Source organism: Rhodococcus sp. NPDC057014, assembly GCF_042673295.1.
GTDB lineage: Bacteria > Actinomycetota > Actinomycetes > Mycobacteriales > Mycobacteriaceae > Rhodococcus_F.
On the sequence record NZ_JBHUSF010000013.1, the window covers coordinates 23,147 to 45,231 of the forward strand.

The window sequence follows — 22,085 nt, forward strand, 5'->3', positions numbered from 1 at the left end:
AGATTGTCCACAGATTGCTAACCTCCACAGACCGTGACTCAAGTAACAACTCGGCCGATCGGTAGCGGCCGGCACTCCTGCGCATCGACTCCTCACCTCGCCAAAGGAATCCAGTGGCTACACGCAACCCTCAACCGAATGAAGTAAGGATCTCGCGCGTTGCCGGCGCTAGCCTGGTCGGCACGACGATCGAGTTCTTCGACTTCTTCATCTTTGGTACCGCCTCGGCGCTCATCTTCAACAAGGTGTTTTTCTCCGCGCTGGACCCGCTCGCCGGGACACTCGCGGCGTTCGCCACTTTCGGAGTCGCCTTCGCTGCCCGCCCCCTCGGCGCCCTGCTGTTCGGTCACTTCGGAGACCGACTCGGACGCAAGACGATGCTCGTGACCAGCCTGCTGCTCATGGGTATCGGCACCGCGTGCGTGGGCCTACTCCCCACGTACGCGCAGGTCGGCATCCTGGCGCCTATCCTCCTCGTTCTCTGCCGACTGATCCAAGGACTAGCCCTCGGCGGTGAGTGGGGCGGCGCAGTCCTGATGGCCATCGAGCACGCACCGCCACGACGACGCGCGTTCTACGGCAGTTGGCCGCAGATGGGCGTCCCACTTGGTCTCGTGCTGGCCACTTCAATGTTTTGGCTGGTCCAACAGCTCCCCGAAGATCAGCTGATGGCGTGGGGCTGGCGTATCCCATTTCTCGCCAGCGGACTGATGGTGGCCGTCGGTCTCTACATCCGGCTGAAGATCGAAGACAGCCCCGCCTTCAAGGCGGTCCAAAGCGAAGGCAAACAAGAACGTTTCCCCGCGATCACCGTTCTCCGCACCGCCGGCAAGGGCGTCATCATCGGCGCCATGGCCACCGCCGCGGGCAACGTTCCGTTTTACCTGGCCACCGTATACGCGCTCAAGTGGGGCTCGGACAACGGCCTCGAACGCGGCACACTGCTGATGGCTGTGTGCGTCGCCTCGATCGTACAAGCCATCACTATCCCGATCGTCGCGATGTACTGCGACCGTCTCGGGCGCCGTCCCGTCCTTCTGGCAGGCTGCATCGTCACCGGTTCGGTGGCCTTCCCCTTCTTCTGGCTCCTCCAGTCCGGCAGCACGCCCGCGATCTATCTTGCGATGTTTCTCGCCCTGCCTCTCGGAAGTGCGATGGTGTACGCGCCGCTCGCCGTGTTCCTGCCGGAGATCTTCCCGACACAGTTGCGATACAGCGGTTCCGGCATGGCCTATACCCTCGGCGCCCTTATCTTCAGCGCCCCGGTTCCGTTCCTCGCGGCCGCTCTCGTCGACAAGTTCGATGCGACCTGGCCACTCGCGCTCTGCGTCGTCATCGCCGCCGCCATCTCGTTCATCGGTGTCGCCCTCGCCCGCGAATCCCGCAACGACGACATCAACTGGTCCACCACAGCCGGCAACTCGGACTCGAACGGCGCGTCCGGTACATCGAAGATTGAGGTCACCTCGTGAATCAACTAGACACCGATCATCGTCCGGTTCAGCTAAGGGGTCGCACCCATTCGCCGAAGAGCCGAAACGTCCGCCTATTCGCGCCGATGACGATCCGGGGCGTCACCGCCCCCAATCGCCTCTGGGTCGCACCCATGTGCCAGTATTCCGCCGTCGACGGCGTCCCCAACGACTGGCACCTGGTGCATCTCGGCGGATTCGCCAAGGGCCGTTCAGGCCTCGTCATGACCGAAGCGACCGCTGTGAACCCGGAGGGGCGGATCAGCCCCGGCTGCCTCGGCCTGTGGGACGACGAGCAGAAGGCCGCGTTTGCCCGGATCACGCGATTCATCATCGATCAGGGCTCGACCCCTGCCATTCAGCTGGCACACGCCGGCCGTAAGGCTTCGACGCCGCCTCCGTGGGAACGTCCTGCGTACGCCACGGTCCCACCAGAGGCAGGGGGGTGGCAGACGGTCGGGCCGTCGGCACTTTCCTGGGGAGACATGACAGTCCCCCGCGCGATGTCTCACGCGGACATCACTCAGGTCGTTGCCGACTTCGCCGCCGCGACACGCCGCGCCAACACTGCAGGGTTCGAAGTCGTCGAGATCCACGCTGCTCACGGCTATCTCATTCATCAGTTCCTCTCGCCGTTGAGCAACACCCGCACCGACGAGTACGGCGGCGACCTCGCCGGACGCAGCCGGCTGCTCCGAGAGATCGTTGCGGCCGTGCGGGACGCGTGGCCGCAACACCTTCCGTTGTTCCTCCGGATCTCGGCGACGGACTGGGTCGACGGCGGCTGGGATATCGAGGAGAGCATCGCACTGATCGAGAGCCTGCAGGGCTCGGGCATCGACCTGATCGACGTGTCGAGCGGTGGACTGACGCCGGATCAGGTCATTCCGGTGGGCCCGGGATACCAGGTCCCGTTCGCCCGCCGGATACGGGAAGCCACCGGGATCCCCGTCGCAGCGGTCGGCCTGATAAACGAATCTTCGCAGGCGGAACAGACTCTCGCGGACGGGGCGGCCGACGCAGTGTTCATCGGTCGCAACCTCCTGCGCGATCCGATGTGGCCGCTGCGGGCGGCCAAGGAACTCGGCGTCGAAGACCTCGTGCACTGGCCTGATCAGTACCGGTCCGCCAAATACCGCGGAAACGTCCCGTGACGATACGCTCGTTCGACCGCCCGTGCTCCGTTCGCACGGTCATACCGGTCCCGCCACGAAAGGACGACCGCGTATGAAACTCGGCCTGAACTTCGGACAGGACTTTCTCTCGAATCCACACAGCCTCGAGTTGGCGAAGGAAGCCGAACGAATCGGCTTCTCGGTGTGCTGGGCCGCTGAAGCCTACGGTTCCGATGCTGTGTCGGTCCTCGGCTGGCTCGCAGCACACACGTCGACCATCGATCTCGGCAGTTCGATCATGCAGACCCCCGCCCGGACACCGGCGATGACCGCGATGACCGCGGCGACGTTGGACCTGTTGTCGAGCGGCCGGTTCCGGCTGGGGCTCGGACCGTCCGGGCCGCAGGTCACCGAGGGCTGGCACGGGGTCCGGTCCGATCGACCGCTGACCCGGATCCGCGAGTATGTCAACATCCTCGAACAGGTGTGGCGCCGCGACCGGGTCACTTCCGATGGATGCTACTATCCGCTCCCGTTGCCCGACGGTCCAGGGAAACCGCTCAAGTTGATCATTCATCCTCGGCGCGAACACATCCCGTTGTACCTCGCTGCAACTGGGCCGAAGGCGATCGAACTTGCCGGCGAGATCGCCGACGGATGGCACGCATTGTTCTACTCCCCGGACCAATCCGACGACGCCCTGTCGCGGATCCGGTCCGGGCGACGCGCGAGCGGCAAGGACCTGGACGGATTCGATGTAGTGGCAACGGTTCCGATTTCCGTCGACGAGTCGTTGGATACCGCAGCGGACCAGGTTCGCGAATACGTCGCGCTCTACGTCGGCGGCATGGGGAGCCGCGCGAAAAACTACTACAACGAGACCGCGATCAAGATGGGCTTCGAGGAGGAAGCCGGAATCATTCAGGACCGGTACCTCGGAAACGACAAGGCGGGCGCGTGCGCGGCGGTCCCTCGGGACCTGATCGACCGGACCTCACTGGTCGGAACCCAAGACCGCATCGCCCAGCGGATGAAGGATTTCGCCGCCGCCGGGGTGACAACGCTCGCTCTCAAGATCATGAACGACACCGCTCCACTGGAGACGCAGATCCATGTTCTGCGAACCGCAGTACGTGCATGGGAAAGATCAGGGATCGCAGGATGACTACTACGTGGACGGAACAGGACGAGATCATGTTTCCGTCGACGATGATGGACGAACCGCTCCTGCTGAAGAGCATCGTCGAGCGTGTCGAGGCAATGTTCGAAACAATCTATTACCTCGTGATCCGGCGAGTAGTCAGCAACTCGACCCATCCATATGGTCCCGTTGGACAGTCGCGCGCGCACGTGCACCGCTGTGCCACTATCCCTGGACTCCCGTGTGCAGCAAGAACTGTCAGAGGTATAAGAAATCCCAGAATCATGGTTGCGGCAGGGGTTGTGGTCTCCGTCGGCTTGGCATGGTGTCGTTCCGACCTCCCCACTGGAGACGACGGCCGAAGAAGGACGCAGGGCGGCCAAAGAGTCAAGGGTGAATCCGGTGAAAAATATGGGCTCGCTTCGTGGTCGAGCCACGTGCAGCGGTGTCGCTGGACCCCCATGACGCCGAGCCGCACCGGATAATGGCCTAGCCTCGCGCTTTCACACTGAACCGGGAGTGGGCCTGTTTCGCTCGGAAAGAATGGTGCTCTGAACTGCAAGAATATGACTTGCTGAGGGTCATGTTCGTGCGAGTTCGAGGAGCACCTGTCGGGTGATGAAGTCTACTGGTCCCTACCCGTCGCTGTCTGTCGACACCACGGGAACGGGTGTCGTGTCGCAGGGTGGAGCGGTCACGCTGCTGCGGACCGCCAAGAAGACGGGCCTGTCCGCCACCTTGTCGACGGCGCTGGCGCCGTGGCGCACGGCCTCTGGCGACCCACGATCCAGGCAAGATCCTGCTCGACCTCGCTGCGTCAACCGCGGTCGGCAGGGACTGTCTCGCCGACATCGCTGTCCTGCGCGAGGAATTCGCAGTCTTCGGCAAGGCATCGGACCCGACCGTTTCCCGGCTGATCAAATGTTCCGAAGGCGTTGTCCGCGATCAACACCGCACGAGCGACGGCCCGCGCCCGCCCCTGGTCTCACGCCAGTTCCGCTGCGCCCGACCACGAGATCGACGCCGAGAACCCGTTGATCATCGACCTTGACGCCACCCTGGTCACCGCACACTCGGAGAAGGAGGAAGCCGCCCCGATCTACAAACGTGGTTTCGGCTTCCATCCGCTGTGCGGGTTCGTCGACCACGGACCCGATGCTGGCCCGGGCAATGCCGGCTCGAACACTGCCGCCGATCACATCGAACTCGCACGGGAATGCCTGCGACAGTTGCCCTTCACCGCCAAAGGTGGCCGCGTCGGCCGCAAGGTCCTGATCGACCGCCGTCGGTGCCGGCGGCACCCACGCATTCGTCGACTACCTCGAACGCCAGAAGCTGTCGTACTCGGTCGGGTTCGGGCTCACCGACCAGATGGTCACCGCCTCGACGACATCCCCGCGCCCGCGTGGACACCCGCCTACAACGCCGACGGCCACCCTCGCGATGGCGCGCGGGTGGTCGAGGCCGCCGACGTCCTCGACCTGTCCGGCTGTCCGGCCGGGATGCGGGTGATCGTCAGGAAGGAACGCCCGCACCCGGGTGCGCAGCTGCGGTTCACCGACGTCAACGGGCTGCGGTTGGCCGCGTTCGTCACCAACGCCGCTCGCGGTCAACTGGCCGCTCTGGAGTTGCGGCACCGGCGCCGCGCCCGCTGCGGGGATCGCATCCGCACAGCCAAGGACACCACACTGAGGAACCTGCCGCTACACGGCTTCGCGCAGAATCAGATCTGGCTCGTGGTCGTAGCCCTCGCCGTCGAGCTGACAGCGTGGATGCAGATGAATGATGTTCGGCCCCGTCGTCGGCATCGGCACCCTCATCGGCCTGCCACCCTCGGCCCTCAGCACCCCGGGGAGGGCCGACCCAGCACACGGTTCATGACCGACACCGCCCTCTCCATCCTCCCGACCTTGTCGAGAACGCCGATCAGCGCGATCACGCCTGCTCCTGGCTTTTCGTCCCCGCCACCATGCCCGGCAGTTCGCGACCGCCGCCGCGTCCAAGAGCGACCATCTTCGAATCAGAGAAGCTCGACTACGGTGGCATTTGCCTGGCCACCACCCTCACACATGGTCTGCAAACCGTATCGAATCTGCTCGTCGAGCATATGGTGCAGCATCGTCGTCATGATTCTTGCGCCAGACCCACCCAATGGATGTCCCAGGGCGATTGCGCCACCGCGAGGATTGACAAGTGACAGGTCCACCCCGAACTCGCTCGCCCACGCGAGCGGCACAGACGCGAAGGCCTCGTTTACCTCGAATACCCCAATGTCACTAAGTGCTAGGCCCGACTTGGCCAACGCCTTGTGCGTAGCGGGAATTGGCCCTGTAAGCATCGGCATCGGTGCCGATCCGGCAACGACCGCCGTATGGATGCGCGCCAGCGGCTTTACGCCCATGCGGGCCGCTACCTCGGATGTCGTGAGCAGCAGTCCAGCTGAACCGTCGGAGATCTGAGAGGAGTTGCCTGCGGTGATCCGACCATCTTCACGAAACACGGGGCGAAGCGCACCCAGCTTATCGAGGGTGCCGTTGCGGCGGATTCCTTCGTCGTTGGATACTTCCTTGCCTTTCACAGTTACCGACGTGACCTCGCGGCCAAATAATCCTTCATCTACAGCTGCAGCGGCGCGGGCGTGCGACTCCAACGCGAACTCGTCGAGCTGCATTCGCGACAGATTCCACTGATCTGCGATCATCTCCGCGCCGACACCCTGGTTCGGAAACTCGTCGCCGTAACGCGCGACGTACCCCTCGCCGAACGGGCTGCCCCCGGCGGTCGCCGAGCCCATCGGAACCCTTGACATGCTTTCAACGCCACCAACGACGACCGCGTCGTAATGCCCTGCGATCAATCCAGCGGCGCCGAAATGAACAGCCTGCTGTGAAGATCCACACTGACGATCCACAGTGGTTCCAGGCACTGATTCCGGCCAACCTGCCGAGAGCACGGCGGTACGCGCAATATCGAAGGATTGTTCTCCGAATTGGCTTACGCAACCCCAGACGACGTCGTCAACCTCCGCCGGGTTGATCCCGCTTCGATCAATGAGACTGTTAAGGACGTGCGCGGAGAGGTCAGCGGGGTGCGTCTCCGAAAGGCCCCCGCCTCGCTTCCCGACCGGTGTACGAACCGCGCCAATGATTACTGCGTCATTCATGCGTATCTCATTCCTGATCTGAGGTTAGGACGGCGTCAGTCTGGTGCTGACGCCGTGGTCAAACTGAGAGTCACAGTTCCGGTGTCCGTGGTCGTCTGGCCGACTGCCTGGGCCACAACCATCGCCGAGAAACCTTGAGTCGCCACGAAGTGCCCGCCTCACTCCTTGACAAACCGATCGATGTGCCAGAGCAGCCTACCGAAGGATTTGAAGACGAACCTTCGCCTTCTCAGCCAGCCGATATGCCGAACAATTGCAGTCTCAGGTGTAGTTGTAGAAGCCACGCCCGGTCTTGCGGCCGAGGCGGCCAGCTTCGACCATGCGGCGCAGCAGCGCCGGTGGGGCGTAGTGCGGTTCGGCGAATTCGGCATACAGCGTCTCGGTTGTCGCGAGAGCGACGTCGAGGCCGAGACTGTCAAGCAAGGTCAGCGGGCCCATCGGGTAGCCGCAGCCACCCTTCATTGCGGCATCGATGTCTTCGGCGGACGCGTAGCCCGATTCGAACATGCGGATCGCCGAGCACAGGTACGGTACAAGTAGCGCGTTGACGATGAACCCGGACCGGTCACCGGCTTGCACGGTGATCTTGCGCAGGGTGTTCATGGCGTAGTCGGTGACCGCGGCCGCCGACTCCGGGGAGGTGACCAGGGTGGAGATGATCTCCACCAACGGCATTACCGGCACCGGGTTGAAAAAGTGCATACCTACGACGTGCTCGGGACGCGTGGTGGCGCGCGCGACCTTGATCACCGGGATCGAGGAGGTGTTGGTTGCCAGGATGCCGGACGGCTTGACGATCTCGTCGAGCTTGCCGAAGATCTCGTACTTGAGCGCCTCGATCTCCGGGGCGGCCTCGATGACCAGGTCGCGGTCGGCGAATTCCCCGATGTCGAGGGTAACCCGCACCCGAGAGATAGCCGCGTCGGCGTCCTCCTGCCTGATCTTGCCCTTTGCGACACCGCGGGAGATCGACGCCACGACCCGCGCGCTCGCGGCCTCCGCGAACTCCTGCCTCGTCTCAAGCACCAGGACCTCGCTCCCGGCCCTCGCGCATACCTCGGCGATTCCGGCACCCATGGTGCCGCCGCCGATCACTCCGATCAACTCCATCCCAATTCCTTTCGATCCAAACACTGTCAGCGGCCCCCGTCCGTCCCCTCAGGAACTACGGCGAAGGGCCCTGCCCCAGCAACTAGTTGACGAGCATCCAACGAGGGATGGATACACCGTTCGTTCAGAATTCTTGCGAGCGCTGTCTCAACAGCGCCCATCGGCACCTTCGCTATCCGATGGGCGACGCCACCGAAGGCGAGTCCCCCATAAGGGTGATGCACGTCCCAGTCGCCAGCACTGTCAACGTGGCGAGAGCAACGCCGTGTCACCGCGTACCGGCTTACGGGACGCATTGGAATAGATCAACCGCCACAGCAGAGTCTGACTCCTCCACCGCACCGGATGCCACATTCACCTGGAACACCTCATGTTCTCTCACAGCGCGAGTTCGACATCACTGATTGCCGGTGACCGGTCCGGCTTGACGGAATCGGCCAGAACGTCGAGGTGGTAGTCGATCCCCCCGAGTTGCTGCTCAATCGCAATAAGTCGAGCAGCTAGTCTGCCAATTGGATGTTCCTCGGTGACACCGATTCCCCCGTGCATGTGGATACAGGTTTCGGCGATCTGACGGATGGCGCGGCAGACCTGGACAGCGGAACGTGATGCGAGGTGCTCATCCGCGTCGATCGAATCGAGCCCTATGACCACACTCGCATAACGCGTAATGCTGCGGGCGAGTTCAACTGATACATACATTTCAGCGGCCCGGTGGGAGAGCGCCTGAAAATCGGCCAACAGAGAACCGAACTGTCTACGCTGCTGCAGGTACTCCACCGTGGTCTTCAGTGCGGTGTCCATGACGCCCACCGCCTCCGAGCAAAGCGCAGTTTGATGAAAGGCCACAACCGTACGCAACACCTCGTCCGAACCGGCCGGCATAAGCTCCGCGATCGCACGATCAAAGCAGATCGTTGCACCCTGACTTTGGTCGTGTGAAAGGTAAGCCGTGCGCTGAACACCCGGTTGGATAGGATCGACCAACAGAAACGACACTTTGTCGTCAAGAACAGCGGGGACCACGAGCAGGTTGACGGATTGCGCGTTTCTCACCAACGGAGCCGTCCCCGACACGAAGAATTCGTCCGACTCTCGCCACGCATTGATCGTCGGAACAGAATAGGGGCCATCGGGGCGAGCGATAACGGCCAGTACGTCACCTGACGCAATTGAGGGCAGAAGTCGCTCGCACTGCTCCTCTCCAGCAGCACGGCAAAGTGCCTCTGCCGGTACCATAGCGCATTCGACGACGGGCTCAGGTGCCAGCGCTCGCCCGAGCTCCTCGGCAATCATCACTGCTTCAACGGGCCCGAGACCCGAACCACCGAACTGCGTCGGCATGCACAATCCCTGCACCCCGAGGTCTCCGAGGGCCTCCCATGTGGAAATCCGCCATCGCCTTTGGGGCTTGGCAGTCGATTCTCTGATATCGAAGTCAGGTTGACGAGTCAAGAAATCCCTGGTTGCTTCGCGCAACGCAATCTGGTCTGCAGTCAATTCGAGGTTCACGCTTTGTCCTTCGCAGTATTAGTGCGGGGTTCGGGGAGCAAACGTCCACATGCCACGGCCGCGCGATCAAGCACCAAGCAGTTGCGAAGCAATGAGCATCCGTTGTACTTCGGTGGATCCACCGTAAATCTCGACCTTTCGCCAGGCCAAGTATTCCAAACTAGACCGTTGTGACCAAAGCGGTGCGAGCTTTTCGGGGCCCTCGGAGACCATCCCATAACGACCCGCGACGTCCATCAGCAACTCGGCCGACCGGGTCTGCAGCTGGCTACCAACCAGTTTCAAAATGGGCCCGCAGCCGGGTCCGTCGAAATCGGTTTCCGAAATAGCTCGAATCTCGGCGGACTCAAGCGCCATGAGCTGGTTTTCGATCTCGGCTACGCGACGCCGAAAAAATCGATCTTCGAGCAATCCCCTGCCGTCGCCTAAGTCCTCACCGGCAAGGCGCTTAATTCGCTCGATTTTGCTCCGTGTGACCCCTACCCGCGCAATTCGCGCGCGCTCATTGCTCAACAAGAACTTGGCATACGACCAGCCCGAGTTGAGGTCCCCTACAATATTCTCCCTGGGCACTTTGACGTCGGTCAGGAATACCTCGTTCACCTCATGGCTGCCATCGATCAACCTGATGGGGCGAACTTCGACGCCGGGAGAAGACATATCGATCAGAATCAGGCTGATCCCCGCCTGCTTCTTTACGGCATTGCCGTCGGTCCTGACAAGCGCAAACATCCAATCAGCGTGCTGAGCGTACGTGGTCCACGCCTTTTGGCCGTTTACTACGAAATGATCACCGTGCAACTCCGCTCGGGTTCGCAACGCCGCAAGATCAGAACCGGCGTCCGGCTCCGAGAAACCCTGACACCACCAGATGTCAAGGTTTGCAGTCGGCCCTAAGAATCGGGCCTTCTGCTCTTCGGTACCAAAACGAGCAATGACCGGACCTATCATGTCGACATTAAACGTCAATGGCTCCGGCACCCCAGCGCGGCCCATTTCTCTCATGAGCAAATGATGTTCCCAGGGCGTCCAATTGCGTCCACCCCATTCGGTCGGCCAGTGAGGAACCGCCAGGCCATGCTCGTTCAGAACACGCTGCACGGCAACGATATCCTCTGGATACTTTGTAGTCTCTTCTCGACATCGCTCTCTGATCTCCGGATCGATCTTATTGAGAAACACCGATCGAAATTGCTCTGCCAGGCGTATCGACGAACCGTCCATCATTATTGCTCCTTAGCGCGCTCAAGCTTTCAGGCCTGAGCACCACGTAGATTCATCTCGTTCGTTCCAGTTGTAGATCCCTCTGGAACAGGTTCGATCGATGTATCGGCGATCCAGTCGATGTCATCACCTCGCGACTCTCGCGCCAATGCAACACCTGTAAACGAGATAGCTGCGGCAACGATGATGAAGACGGACAACGGCCAGGTGGCATCGAAAGAGTTCACCAAGGCGGCTGCAATGAACGGTGCCGGCGCACTAAAGAGCAGGGCTCCCAAGGTGTAACCCATACCGGAGCCGCTGTACCGCAGCTGGGTTGGGAAGAGCTCGGGTAGGAAGGCTGCAAGCGGCGAGTAGACCAGCGCGCTGCACAACGGCAGAGCAAGGAGCATCGCGGCAAGGGCGGCGCCGAGAGTGCCCATCTCGAGAAGCCAGAAGAACGGGAAGGCGCAGACGGCGGTGAAGACGCAACCGGTAAGAATGACGGGACGCCGACCCAGGCGATCGCAATACACTGCAACCAGTGGAATCGTGACTGCCTGCACGATCGCCGCCACGCACATTGCGATGAGCATTGTGCCTCGGTCTAACCCGTTGTCTGCGCCCCATTTGAGCGCGTAGACCGTTGCAATGTAGAACGGCACATTTCCTGCCGCGGTTGCCATCGCCCCGATCAGGACCCCTCTCCACGCCGTGCGGATGACCGCGAGCGCTGGAAAACGCTCCTGACTGCCAGATTGCTGGACAGCCTTGAATGCCGGGCTGTCTTCGATCTTTAGGCGAATGTACAAGCCGACGGCGATCATCAAGCCGCTTGCCAGGAAGGGCACCCGCCATCCCCAAGACATGAGTTGGTCGTCAGAAAGCTGCTGAACAACCCAAAAGATTCCGGTTGCCAGAACGAGCCCGAGGGGCACGCCCATCTGCGGCCAACTCCCATAGAAGGCACGCCGTTGCTTCGGTGCATGTTCAACAGCCATCAGAACTGCGCCGCCCCACTCGCCGCCAAGTGCAAGTCCCTGGACGAGTCGGCATACGACCAGGAGAAGGGGAGCTAGGATTCCAATTTGGGCATACGTCGGGAGCAGTCCCACACAAAGAGTGCCGATCCCCATGAGGAGCAGACTCGTAACCAGCATGGCCTTCCGGCCAACTCGGTCACCGAAGTGACCGAAGATCAACGCACCCAGGGGACGGGCTGCAAAAGCTACGCCGAACGTCGCGAACGCGGCGAGGGTACCGGCGTACGGATTCAGCGAGGGGAAGAAGATCTTGTTGAAGATCAGCGCTGACGCGGTTCCGAAGATGAAGAAGTCGAAGAACTCGATCGTCGTACCGACCAAGCTGGCGCCGGCGACACGAGCAATTTTGACCTCAGACGGTCGGGTCTCGGATGTGACCATGGGCTTCCTCGAATCAGGGAGGTAGGTGGATCGAGGGGTGATTGGTGATGTCCCTCATGCATGCAAAAGCGGTGTGTCCTACATCACCGCGCCGTTTATGCAGTTTAGCCCGCAAACTTCGATAGCGTCAATGTTGGACATTCACCAAAGAGTTCTGAAGCTGCGACCCGTCGGCTGGTGTCATTCCATCCTTGAATCGGGACGAGCCAATGGAGATAGCTGACGTCCTGACCGCTAGGCCCGGAGAGGGTCAGGGTGTGACGATCGCTTCGGCACGCGTGCGCATCGAGCGCTTATCCGACTTCCCTCCGGGTGTCCTCGGGATCTCGGCAATAATTTCGATCCGCTCTGGCACCCACCACCGTGCAACTTTGGTTAGCAGGTACTCACGGAGTGCAGTGGCCTCCAAGGCGCAGCCGTCCTTCGGCACCACGAAGGCGAATGGACGCTCACTCCAACGAGGGTCAGGAACCGCAACGACAGCCGCCTCCAAAACTTCTGGGTGCGCGACAATCGCACCCTCCAACTCTATCGACGGAATCCATTCTCCCCCTGACTTCACGAGGTCCTTCTTCCGATCGACGATCTTCATCACGCCATCATCTGAAATCTGGACGATATCGCCAGTGCGCATCCATCCGTCGGCGGTGAATCGCTCCGTATCGGCGACGTTGTAGTACCCAGAGGCGATGGTGGGCCCACGCAAAAGAAGCTCACCTCCGACTTCATCGTCGACTGCTGTCTGTACCAGCGGGAGAGGACGGCCCAGCGATGACCGGATGGCCAACAGATCGTCTCCTCGTGCGCTCGAGCGTGCCGGAACAGCGCCTATCGACAAGAGCGGATTTGTCTCCGTCAACCCGAACCCCTGCACGAGCGGGATACCCAACTCGTCAAACCGACGAATCATCGCAGTCGAGACGGCGGCACCGCCGGCGACAGCCATTCGCAGGCTCGGCAGCTCCGGGAGGTTAGGAAGCTTCGAGATGTCGTGCCAGATGCTGACGATTGCACCCGCAAAGGTGACCCCCTGCTCCGCGATCATGTTTACGATCTCCTGCGGGGACCTCAACGAGCCCGGCAAAACCAGACGCGCCCCCGCCATCAAGGCAGCGTAAGGCAATCCCCAGGCGTTTCCGTGAAACAATGGTGCAATCGGCAGGATCACATCATGCTCACTAATATTGTAATAGTCAGGCAAACTTTCGAGCAGCGTGTGCAGAACGGTCGATCGGTGGCTGTACACCACTCCCTTTGGTTTACTCGTAGTGCCGCTGGTGTAGCAGATCGTTGAGGCAGAACGTTCGGGGAAAGTCCCGAACTCGTGGTCGGGATCACCCGAAAGTATGAGACTTTCGTAGTCGAGTGCATTGGCAACAGCGTCTGCCCGCGCACCGCCATCATCCATGATGATGATGCGATCCACTGCCTTGGCTGCCTCAGGTAAGCGCTCCACCAAGGATGCGTCGACGAACAGTGCGCGCGGCGCGGAGTCGCGCACAATGTATTCGAGATCGTTTGCGTGGAGACGGACATTCAGGGGAACGAGAACCGCTCCCATCGATGGCACTCCGAGGAAGAGTTCGATGTGGCGCGACGAGTTCCACGCGAGTGTGGCGATTCGATCGCCTGGTTGAATCCCCAAAGCATCCAGCGCGGAGGCAAGGCGGCGAGCGCGGGCGACGACCTCACCCACTTTCACTCGGGTTACACCGGAGGGGCTGTATTCGACAACCTCTTGGTCAGCGAACATCTTTCCCGCGCGGTCGACGATTGACGACAACAGCAGGGGTTGTTCCATCATCTGGCCTGCAAGTCCTGCGGCCGAAGAAGGCGAACCTTCCATCGCGAACACTTCCTTCTCTCGATTCTGCGACGTCACTTGTCAGGACGTGTATGTCTTTCAGAGCGGCTCGGGTGCCTAGATCTCAGAGCAAGCCGTGTCCGTTGCCATGGCTGACGTTCTGCGCCTCATCGGCCTCGTGATATGGATTGCAGTTCTGCGGAATCACCCTCACAGACCCATAGTCGAAACTTCTGGATCTGCCGAGAGAAGCGTCAGCCAAAATTCTCGACCAGACCTCGGTGGGATCACCCACAACCGAGTAAACCGCTACAGAGCTCCAGCCAGTACAGGAGCCGAATTGTGGTGACGGCGTCAGGTCGTAGCGCTCGACCGATGACAGTTCCGGGTAGGCGGCCCGAACTTCAGGAATATGGACTTCGTCGTACCAGCGTCGAAACTCCGACTGCAAACCTGGCGTCGCAGCAGCGAAGACGATCAGCGTACCCGAACCTGACATGTTCCATCCTTCTGAGAAGTAGAGGTTCTGCGTCCTGGATCGCAACGCACTCTGGAGCTATGAATTCGCCAGGCATGACACCTGACAAGGTGCCAGCAATTCATCGACGCGCGGACTACCACAGCACTGACGGCTATAAGCTGTAACCGCCATCGACATCGATCACCTGACCGGTGACATAGCTCGCCGACTTCGATGCGAGAAAGCAGACCATCTGGGCGACATCTGCACCGGAACCCAAGCGTCGCAACGGAATCTCACGCTCAACCTTCGCGCGCATTTCAGGCGGGACATCGCCGGTCGCAGCCAGATTCACACCCATTCCATCGGCCAGGACTCCGGGCCCAACGGCGTTGGCTCGAATTCCATAGCGGCCTTCTTCCACAGCAAGTGCGTGGATGAGAGCTTCGATGCCCCCCTTCGGTATCGAGGACAGTGCATCCCTCGCCGGAAACTTGCGAAGTGCCATGGTTGTCACTGCCGTTACCGAGCCACCGGAGACGCGGAGATGAGGAAGCGTCACCCGCACGAGCTCGAAGAACGCCGTGAGCTCCTGCCGAACGTGTCGGTCGAACTGCTCAGAGGTAAAAGTACTCACGAATCTTTGATCGACGTATGGGCCGGACGCATGCACTACTGCATCGACCTGGTGGAATTTTTCCATGACATCGCCAATGAAACGGTCTGCCTGCAGTGGTATCGACAGATCCGGATTGTCGAAGTGGTTCTCTGCATCAAGATTCGCGATTTCCTTGGCTAGAGTTCGTGCGCCTTCCTCATTTCTGTGGTACGTGAAGGCAATGTCGTACCCCTGACTCGCCAGTCCAGTGCAGACCGCCTGACCCACTCCGCCTGTGCCTCCGGTTACTACCGCTACAGGTCGTCTGTTCATGTTGTTGTATCTCCTTGGTCGAATCTGTCATCTGCAGAACAAGGACACAGTGGTCTGATCACTTCTTCGAAGGTGACCACCAGTGCCTACTTGATTGGAATCTTGGGGCGCCGCTAGCGCCTGCCGTGAACGACGATCGATCTGCCGTCTTACTCGAATTGCCGAGTGCTACGCCGCACTACAGGTATCTGTTGCAGATCGTCGTAGCGGATGAGCTTCTCGACAGTCGCGTGTTCAGCGTGTTGAAGTCACGGCGGTGACGCTGCGATTGCCGGATTGAACCTGCCACGAGACGCGCCGTCTATGACGGCGACACAGGTTCGGCACCGTAGGCGCCGAGAAGTCGCCGAGGCGCGCGCCGGCGAAATGAGAGCCGGGGCAGAGGCTTGCCCAAACACGACTATGGCAGCGGACAGGACGGCGACGGGGAGGAAGAGCCAACCCGCCGAACCAACGAGACTCGCCACCACGTGTGAAGCTGCCACCGCACCCGAAACAGGTGGTGTTGTCATGAGGTTCCCTCTCGCGCGCTTGTGTCGAACCACTCCCCGCAGCCAGTCTAGTGATAGACATCATAGGACCAAGAATTCAGTACCGTCAATGTCGAACATTCGCGCTGCGGCGTACTTCAGAATATGAGGAACTCAGATTGACTTAAGGGGACCTCGAGGCGCTCGCCTACAGACATTCCTGAGGCTGTGCGCGACTCAGGCCGGGTGCTGTCGCAGCCAGCAGCCGTGATGTTCCTCGCTGCCTCCCTCTACGGGGGCACCTACTGGGCCTGGGCGGCTGAGCTCTCTCAACCCAAGGCCAGCGACCAGGTGAGCGGGATGATCGTCACCGTCAGTAACATCGGCGCCGTGATCGCGGCCCCGATGCTCGGGGTGATCATCGACGCCACCGGGTCCGCCGCGTATGCCGTCGTCGTCATCGGGGCGCTCAGCCTGCTCAGCGTCGAGTGCGCGCGTCGGGCCCGCCTGTAATAAGGCCAGCCCCGGGCCGTCCGCTGCCCGGCGTGACTCAGCCGGAACGAGATTCGTGCTGGTGCTCGGCAGCTTCGGTCCGTCCTGCCGATACCCACCCAACACCTTCGACGGCGGGTTGTATTACGAGGAGCTGATGGGTGAGCAAGGCTTCTTCTCCGGCTCGTCGCTGCTCGATCACCGCCATGTCCGGTCGGGGATCGTCGACGTCTCCGACTGGCACCTACCCGACCAGATCCTGATGCCAATTCATCGTCTGCGACCGCGACACCTACGCCTCCGCACTCCTCCAAGGCTCGGCTGTACCGGCCATGAATGTCGGAGTTCTTGCTGACCTGCGCTGGGTTGTACGGTCTCGACACGTGGGGGAATCTCACGGTAAGTGTCAGATCCGCTCTCATTGCGAGAGACCCGCTGCGATCGTAGTGCGGTCTCCGAGATTGGCATGCCCCGACTTGAGCGATCGCTCGGTGGTTGGTTTTCTGTCGGTTGCGGTGAGGACTGACCACGCCACGTACCAGGGTGTCAGGGACGTACCGTGCCCTGCAGAGCTTCCGGGACCGGTAATCGTTGTCGGGGCCGCGCCATATCGGCGCGGCCCGAGACCCTGCAGCGCGGCGGATGATTGTCGGTGCCAGAGACCTCGCGGAGGGTAGGCATGCAGCCAGGCCCAGGCTCCGTTGTCGGCCACCAGCGACGGTGGTCGGTCCCGGGCCCGATGCACTTCAGCCGCACGAGGAATTGACGGCCTAACTCACGGGCGCCCGGTCGGTGCGGGATTCTGGTCGCGGGACGAAACAAGTTGCCCAACGGTATTTCAGGTTCTTTCGGGTTTGCGTTGACGCGAGGGACCTTAGTCGCGCGAGAGGGCTGGACCGGTGGTCGATCGGATCACCAGATGCGCAGGTGCTGTCAATTGTGGAGTCAGCTCATCGCGGTTCGTCCTGCCGGCCGCTAGAACGAGATCCACGGCGGAGCGCCCGACCATCTCGAGCGGTCCGGCCAAGGTGGTCAGCGGGGGTGTGCAGAAGTCGGATCCGAAGGTCAACCCCGAAGAAGTGAGGATTGGTGATGTCGGAAACTACCAGCCCGACGGTGCGTGTCCGACCGGACTCGAGCGCCCGCGCAAGGGCATTGGGCCGGTACCCCAACCGATCGGCGGCCTCGACGATCCGCTCACGGGTGCGGGCATTGACCCGCGGTGGATTTGTGAACGACCGCGACGCAGTGGAAATCACCACCCCCGCCTCCCTGGCCACATCGGCGAGAGTCGGAACCCTCTCGGACGTGCCGGCGTGCCGGTCTGTGTTCTTCATAGCTCCGCTTTCGGACGTTCCGGGCATGGCAAATGTTGGCAATCGATTGCCATTGCATGTACTCCACGGACACCTCCCCCGGGGTTATGGCCGCCCGGAGGGCGCGATGCCCAAGAAAGTGAAGTCGCGCCGCCCGTCCGGACACTGTCACGGACAGGATTCGTCGCAGCGGTCACTGCGCAGTCGCGTTGTGCGGTAGGACACTTCGGTTTGACCTTCTCATCTATGTGAAGGTTTAGCGTTGTCCTTGGGGAATTCGAGCACGTCGATTCCCGGAGCACAGAGAGGTTCGCGATGCGTCTGAGCATTCTGGACTACTCCCCCGTCGACGAGGGCGAGACCGCTCGCGACGCCCTGAACGCGACAACGCGACTTGCGCAACAGGCCGATGCGCTCGGTTTCGAGCGTTTCTGGGTGTCCGAGCATCACCACACCGATTCGCTGGCATCCACCGCGCCCGAAGGCCTGATGATGCACCTGGCGGCGTCGACGGACCGAATCCGTGTGGGGTCCGGCGGCGTGATGCTTCCGCATTACAGCAGCATCAAGGTAGCCGAGAACTACAAATTGATCGAAGCGCTGTACCCGAATCGAGTCGACCTGGGATTCGGTCGCACACCGGGGGCCGACCACCTGATCACGCACGCTCTCAACGAGGAGAAGGGCGTCGAACTTGCCTATGCGGACAAGGTCCGAGACCTCAAGGCGTTTGTGAGCGGGGCGTACCCGGACGGCCATCGGTTCTCCGGTGTCGTCGCCCGGCCACGGCTGGAAACGACGCCTCAGATGTGGGTCCTGGGGGCGAGCGGAAACACCTCGGAGCTTGCAGCATCCGAAGGCCTGGGATTTGTGTTCGCGCACTTCATCAATCCCAGTGGCCGCGGTCCTCATGCCGCCGACGCATACCGCCGACGCTTCACTCCCTCGGCCTTCCTGGACCAACCTGAGGTCATCGTCGCTGTGTTCGTCGCGGACACCGAGGACGAGGCGCGCGAGAGTGCGGCGACCGTGCACCTGTGGCTGGCTCAGGTGGAGGGGCGGCGGGCGCCCGTGCACCGGTTCCCCTCGGTACGGACCGCCCGCCAGCATCAATACTCACCCGCCGAGAAAGCGGCGATCACCAGAAATCAACCGCGGGTGCTCGCCGGCACCGCGCCGCGGGTGTATGCGGGTCTCACCGCACTCGCCCAGCGCTACCGAACCGACCAGATCATGATCCTGCCCGTCGTCGCCGCCGCCGAGGCGCGTTTGCGTGCGGTCGAATTTCTTGCCGCCGAGGCGGGTCGAGCACACCCGCTGTCCGCATAACCTCCCGTCACGGTTTGTTGGTGAGAGCCGCGACGGCGTGCAGGTAACGGGCTATCGCGTCCCGGTTGCGGGTCAGGACATCAATTCGCCGATCGATGTCGTCGAGTTCCGCGGACAGTGTCGCGACGAGCCGGGGACTTCCGTCGCCGACAATGGTGTCGTCGGGACCGGGCATGCACGGAATCAGATCCCGGATCACGCGAGTGGGGATGCCGGCGTCGAGTAGGTCACGAACGCGGTGGACCCGGTCGACTGCCGCTTCGGGGTAGTCCCGGTACCCGTTGGGTCCCCGGTCGGGGTGAAGCAAGTCCTGCTCCTCGTAGTACCGAAGCAGTCGGGACGGAACGCCCGTCAGTTTCGATAATTCTCCGATCTTCACAACACCCTCACGATCTAACGAACGAGCATTTGTTCTCATCTCGCAGTCTAACCCGTTCGCGCCGGGCTCGTATAACGCTGTCAAACGCGACAAGACCCGGTCATTCATCTCTGCCCCTTCAAGAACGAGGCTCTATCATGCACACCCGATACAAATCCGTCGTCCTCATCCTTGGTCTCAGCGTCTTCTCCGCGATCACCACCGAACTGGGAGTCGTCGGCGTCCTACCCGAATTCGGTGAGCGGTTCGGAATCTCCGTCTCGCGCGCCGGACTGCTGGTGAGCCTTTTCGCGCTCGTCGTTGCGCTCGCGGGACCATTCGTCGCCCTGGCAGTCTCGGGACTCAACCGCAAGTGGGTTCTCGTCGCGATGATGTCCGTCTTCGCGCTCTCCAATGTGGTCTACGCCCTCTCGACGAACTTCGGACTCTCCCTCCTCTTCCGGGTGATTCCAGCGCTGATTCATGCGTCGCTGTTTTCTGTCGCCATCGCGGTCGCGGTCAGTATGGCCAGACCCGGAACCAAGACAAAGGCCAGCGCGCAAGTGTTCGCCGGCGTCGCCATCGGCCTGGTGCTGGGTGTGCCAATCACGTCCTTCATCGCAGGCACAGTCAATCTCGAAGTTGCATTCCTCGCCGCCGCCGCGGCCAGCGCGTTCGCTGTCGTAGGGATCGTGCTGGTGATGCCCACCATGCCGGTCCGCGAGAAGCTGTCTTACGGGGAGCAGTTGCGCATCCTCCGCAAGCCGCAGGTGTGGATGAATGTCTCGACGGTCGTCTTCATCTTTGCCGCCATGTTCGCGGTGTACAGCTACTTTGCCGAGTACCTCGATGACGTCACCGGACTGGCGAACCCCTGGACCGGAGTTCTGCTGATGGTCTTCGGCATCTTCGGGGTACTCGGAAACTACCTTCTCGCGGCACTTCTTCACCGGAACGTGCACCGCACCGTCATGTGGTATCCGCTCGCGTTCTTCGCCGTCTATGCTCTGGTCCAGTTTTTCGGGAGCTATGCGGTGCCGATGATCGCGCTCGTCGTCGTGTGGGGCGTCCTCCACTCCGGCGGACTGATTGTCAGCCAAACCTGGCTGAGCGCTGAATGCGCCGAGGCCCCCGTTTTCGGCAACAGCTTGTACCTTTCCTTTTCCAACCTCGGCATCGCGATCGGTTCCGCGGTCGGCGGATGGGTGATCTCGCAACTCGGCACCGAGAACCTCCTTTTAAGCGGGCTCCTGTTCTCGGCACTCGCAGCCGGGTCCATCCTGCTCCGCACACGCATCCACGGCCAGGTTCCTACTTTGCATGAGCAGGCGGAGGACAGCGCGGTGAAGGTCGGGTGATATCAGGCTCGCCCGGTGACCTCGTCCCCTGCAGTCCGGGGCAGCCGCAGCGCCGCCACCGCGGGGAGCACCATCACGACCGCGAATATGGCGAAGGTGAGGCGATAGGGACCTGCCCCTTCCTGGACGACTTGGGGAAGGTTCTGTCCGAGTCGCACGAGAAGGGCGCCCACCGCGACTCCGAGGCCGGCACCGAGTTCTTGCAGTGTGGACAGCAAGGTGTTCGCGTGATTGATCCGCTCGGGTTCCACATCGGCGAAGGCTGCGCTGTTGTAGGCGGTAAAACCGATCGATCGGGCGACACCACTGACCGCGAGCAGGATCAGCACCAACGCGATCGGTGTGGACGCGGTGAGGCATGCCATTGCGCCGAGGCAGCCCATTCCGACGGCGATCGAGCAGAACAACACGGTGCGGATGCCGAAACGGCGCATCAGCGGCGTGGTGACGGGTTTGATCGCCATGTTTCCGACGAAGAGAGCAATGACTACCGCCCCCGACAGGGCCGGTGACCACCCCAGTCCCACTTGAAACAGCAAGGGCAACAGGAACGGGATAGTGATGATCACCGCTCGGTACACCGATCCGCTAACCGCGGTGAGTCGAAAGGTCCGCACGCGCAGCACCCGAAGCTCGAGCAGGGGTTGGTCGCAGCGATGCAAGTGCCGGACCGCCCACGTCAATGCGACGACCGCCACCGCGAACAGGACAGCAGCGGCGGGTCCGCCTCCGGCACCGAGCTGCTCGAGGGAGATTAGCAGGAGCGCGACACCGAATGCGGTGAAGGCGAAACCACGCCAATCCAGGTGCGGCACGGCATCGGGGCGAAGGTCGGGAACCAGTCGCATGCCGACCAGAAGTGCCGCCAGCCCGAGGGGGACGTTGAGCAGGAAGATCCAACGCCACGAGGCGTATTGCGTCAGTGCCCCGCCGAGCAGCGGGGCGAGGACCGGCGCCAGCAGGGCAGGCCAGGTCAGGTAGGCGATGGCGCGGACGAGATCGGTCTTTGCGGTGGTTCGGAGCACCGCCAGACGTCCCACCGGGACCATCATCGCCCCTCCCGCACCCTGGAGTACCCGTGCGGCGGTCAGTGCCAGGTGGTGCGGGGCGAGCGCGCACAGGATCGACGCCAGGGTGAAAACTGACAGGGCCAGGCAGAACACGCGCCGAGGACCGAAACGGTCGGCCAGCCATCCACTGATCGGGATGAGCACGCCGACCGTGAACACGTAGACCGTGATCGCCAGATTGATGTCGACGGGCGCGACGCCGAAGTCCGCTGCCATCTGCGGCGCAGCCGGAGCAATGATGGTGGAGTCGAGAATTTGGATGAAGAGTGCGCCCGCCACCAGCAGCGCCAGCCGGGCCGGGAACTCGACCTGGTCCGGCGGGGCAGTTCGCGTCATCGCGCGGATGGTGTCGAGGTG

The 22,085-nt window shown here is 61.9% G+C and carries 17 protein-coding genes and 1 pseudogene; 7 read left to right on the forward strand and 11 right to left on the reverse strand.

Going from position 1 to position 22,085, the window contains the following annotated elements:
- The first annotated feature begins 113 nt into the window (after positions 1-113).
- From ACFTZB_RS04625 to ACFTZB_RS04640, 4 genes and pseudogenes are all read left to right on the forward strand, one after another.
- On the forward strand, positions 114-1,472 hold the full coding sequence (locus ACFTZB_RS04625) for an MFS transporter (protein WP_378430309.1): 1,359 nt from the start codon (positions 114-116) through the stop codon (positions 1,470-1,472).
- Positions 1,473-1,558: 86 nt separating this feature from the next.
- On the forward strand, positions 1,559-2,626 hold the full coding sequence (locus ACFTZB_RS04630; RefSeq protein ID WP_378430310.1) for an NADH:flavin oxidoreductase/NADH oxidase: 1,068 nt from the start codon (positions 1,559-1,561) through the stop codon (positions 2,624-2,626).
- A gap of 73 nt (positions 2,627-2,699) precedes the next feature.
- Entirely contained in the window at positions 2,700-3,752 is a 1,053-nt protein-coding gene (locus ACFTZB_RS04635; protein ID WP_378430311.1) for an LLM class F420-dependent oxidoreductase, read from the forward strand.
- 591 nt (positions 3,753-4,343) lie between these two features.
- A pseudogene (locus ACFTZB_RS04640) lies at positions 4,344-5,509 on the forward strand (IS1380 family transposase); the annotation flags it as partial.
- Between the two features lie 239 nt (positions 5,510-5,748).
- On the opposite strand, the gene ACFTZB_RS04645 reads toward ACFTZB_RS04640, so the two are convergent.
- From ACFTZB_RS04645 to ACFTZB_RS04680, 8 genes are all read right to left on the reverse strand, one after another.
- The gene (locus tag ACFTZB_RS04645) at positions 5,749-6,891 is read right to left on the reverse strand and encodes a thiolase family protein (protein ID WP_378430312.1); all 1,143 of its coding nucleotides are present in this window, start codon (positions 6,889-6,891) and stop codon (positions 5,749-5,751) included.
- A 261-nt stretch (positions 6,892-7,152) separates the two neighbouring features.
- Positions 7,153-8,001 (reverse strand): 3-hydroxybutyryl-CoA dehydrogenase, encoded by an 849-nt coding sequence (locus ACFTZB_RS04650; RefSeq protein WP_378430313.1) that lies wholly within the window; start codon positions 7,999-8,001, stop codon positions 7,153-7,155.
- 378 nt (positions 8,002-8,379) lie between these two features.
- Positions 8,380-9,513 carry an acyl-CoA dehydrogenase family protein gene (locus tag ACFTZB_RS04655; protein WP_378430314.1) on the reverse strand — a complete coding sequence of 378 codons (1,134 nt, stop codon included), beginning with the start codon at positions 9,511-9,513 and terminating at the stop codon, positions 8,380-8,382.
- A gap of 66 nt (positions 9,514-9,579) precedes the next feature.
- Positions 9,580-10,740, reverse strand: coding sequence for an acyl-CoA dehydrogenase family protein (locus ACFTZB_RS04660; protein WP_378430315.1), 1,161 nt, complete (start codon positions 10,738-10,740; stop codon positions 9,580-9,582).
- A gap of 26 nt (positions 10,741-10,766) precedes the next feature.
- Entirely contained in the window at positions 10,767-12,140 is a 1,374-nt protein-coding gene (locus ACFTZB_RS04665; RefSeq protein WP_378430316.1) for an MFS transporter, read from the reverse strand.
- 250 nt (positions 12,141-12,390) lie between these two features.
- Positions 12,391-14,022 (reverse strand): long-chain-fatty-acid--CoA ligase, encoded by a 1,632-nt coding sequence (locus ACFTZB_RS04670; RefSeq protein ID WP_378430317.1) that lies wholly within the window; start codon positions 14,020-14,022, stop codon positions 12,391-12,393.
- Between the two features lie 46 nt (positions 14,023-14,068).
- Positions 14,069-14,443 (reverse strand): hypothetical protein, encoded by a 375-nt coding sequence (locus ACFTZB_RS04675; protein WP_378430318.1) that lies wholly within the window; start codon positions 14,441-14,443, stop codon positions 14,069-14,071.
- A 133-nt stretch (positions 14,444-14,576) separates the two neighbouring features.
- The gene (locus tag ACFTZB_RS04680) at positions 14,577-15,335 is read right to left on the reverse strand and encodes an SDR family NAD(P)-dependent oxidoreductase (protein ID WP_378430319.1); all 759 of its coding nucleotides are present in this window, start codon (positions 15,333-15,335) and stop codon (positions 14,577-14,579) included.
- A 716-nt stretch (positions 15,336-16,051) separates the two neighbouring features.
- On the opposite strand from ACFTZB_RS04680, the gene ACFTZB_RS04685 reads away from it, so the two are divergent.
- Entirely contained in the window at positions 16,052-16,318 is a 267-nt protein-coding gene (locus ACFTZB_RS04685; RefSeq protein ID WP_378430320.1) for a hypothetical protein, read from the forward strand.
- A gap of 929 nt (positions 16,319-17,247) precedes the next feature.
- Here ACFTZB_RS04685 and ACFTZB_RS04690 read toward each other — a convergent pair.
- Positions 17,248-17,661, reverse strand: a complete 414-nt coding sequence (locus ACFTZB_RS04690; protein WP_378430321.1) for a LacI family DNA-binding transcriptional regulator — start codon at positions 17,659-17,661, stop codon at positions 17,248-17,250.
- A 267-nt stretch (positions 17,662-17,928) separates the two neighbouring features.
- Here ACFTZB_RS04690 and ACFTZB_RS04695 point away from each other — a divergent pair, with 267 nt between their 5' ends.
- A complete protein-coding gene (locus ACFTZB_RS04695) occupies positions 17,929-18,942 on the forward strand; it encodes an LLM class flavin-dependent oxidoreductase (protein WP_378430322.1) in 1,014 nt (337 codons plus the stop codon).
- 7 nt (positions 18,943-18,949) lie between these two features.
- On the opposite strand, the gene ACFTZB_RS04700 is transcribed toward ACFTZB_RS04695, so the two are convergent.
- Entirely contained in the window at positions 18,950-19,360 is a 411-nt protein-coding gene (locus ACFTZB_RS04700; protein WP_378430323.1) for a MerR family transcriptional regulator, read from the reverse strand.
- A 98-nt stretch (positions 19,361-19,458) separates the two neighbouring features.
- Here ACFTZB_RS04700 and ACFTZB_RS04705 point away from each other — a divergent pair, with 98 nt between their 5' ends.
- Positions 19,459-20,658 (forward strand): MFS transporter, encoded by a 1,200-nt coding sequence (locus tag ACFTZB_RS04705; protein WP_378430324.1) that lies wholly within the window; start codon positions 19,459-19,461, stop codon positions 20,656-20,658.
- A gap of 2 nt (positions 20,659-20,660) precedes the next feature.
- Here the strand turns inward: ACFTZB_RS04705 and ACFTZB_RS04710 are convergent, their stop codons facing one another.
- Entirely contained in the window at positions 20,661-22,064 is a 1,404-nt protein-coding gene (locus ACFTZB_RS04710) for an MFS transporter (protein WP_378430325.1), read from the reverse strand.
- Positions 22,065-22,085: the final 21 nt, after the last annotated feature.

Coding starts and splice junctions, on each gene's coding strand:
- ACFTZB_RS04695 (WP_378430322.1), top strand. CDS start 17,929: ATGCGTCTGAGCATTCTGGACTACTCCCCCGTCGACGAGGGCGAGACC.
- ACFTZB_RS04650 (WP_378430313.1), bottom strand. CDS start 8,001: ATGGAGTTGATCGGAGTGATCGGCGGCGGCACCATGGGTGCCGGAATC.
- ACFTZB_RS04645 (WP_378430312.1), bottom strand. CDS start 6,891: ATGAATGACGCAGTAATCATTGGCGCGGTTCGTACACCGGTCGGGAAG.
- ACFTZB_RS04675 (WP_378430318.1), bottom strand. CDS start 14,443: ATGTCAGGTTCGGGTACGCTGATCGTCTTCGCTGCTGCGACGCCAGGT.
- ACFTZB_RS04680 (WP_378430319.1), bottom strand. CDS start 15,335: ATGAACAGACGACCTGTAGCGGTAGTAACCGGAGGCACAGGCGGAGTG.
- ACFTZB_RS04635 (WP_378430311.1), top strand. CDS start 2,700: ATGAAACTCGGCCTGAACTTCGGACAGGACTTTCTCTCGAATCCACAC.
- ACFTZB_RS04700 (WP_378430323.1), bottom strand. CDS start 19,360: ATGAGAACAAATGCTCGTTCGTTAGATCGTGAGGGTGTTGTGAAGATC.
- ACFTZB_RS04660 (WP_378430315.1), bottom strand. CDS start 10,740: ATGATGGACGGTTCGTCGATACGCCTGGCAGAGCAATTTCGATCGGTG.
- ACFTZB_RS04665 (WP_378430316.1), bottom strand. CDS start 12,140: ATGGTCACATCCGAGACCCGACCGTCTGAGGTCAAAATTGCTCGTGTC.
- ACFTZB_RS04630 (WP_378430310.1), top strand. CDS start 1,559: ATGACGATCCGGGGCGTCACCGCCCCCAATCGCCTCTGGGTCGCACCC.
- ACFTZB_RS04710 (WP_378430325.1), bottom strand. CDS start 22,064: ATGACGCGAACTGCCCCGCCGGACCAGGTCGAGTTCCCGGCCCGGCTG.
- ACFTZB_RS04705 (WP_378430324.1), top strand. CDS start 19,459: ATGCACACCCGATACAAATCCGTCGTCCTCATCCTTGGTCTCAGCGTC.
- ACFTZB_RS04690 (WP_378430321.1), bottom strand. CDS start 17,661: ATGCCCGGAACGTCCGAAAGCGGAGCTATGAAGAACACAGACCGGCAC.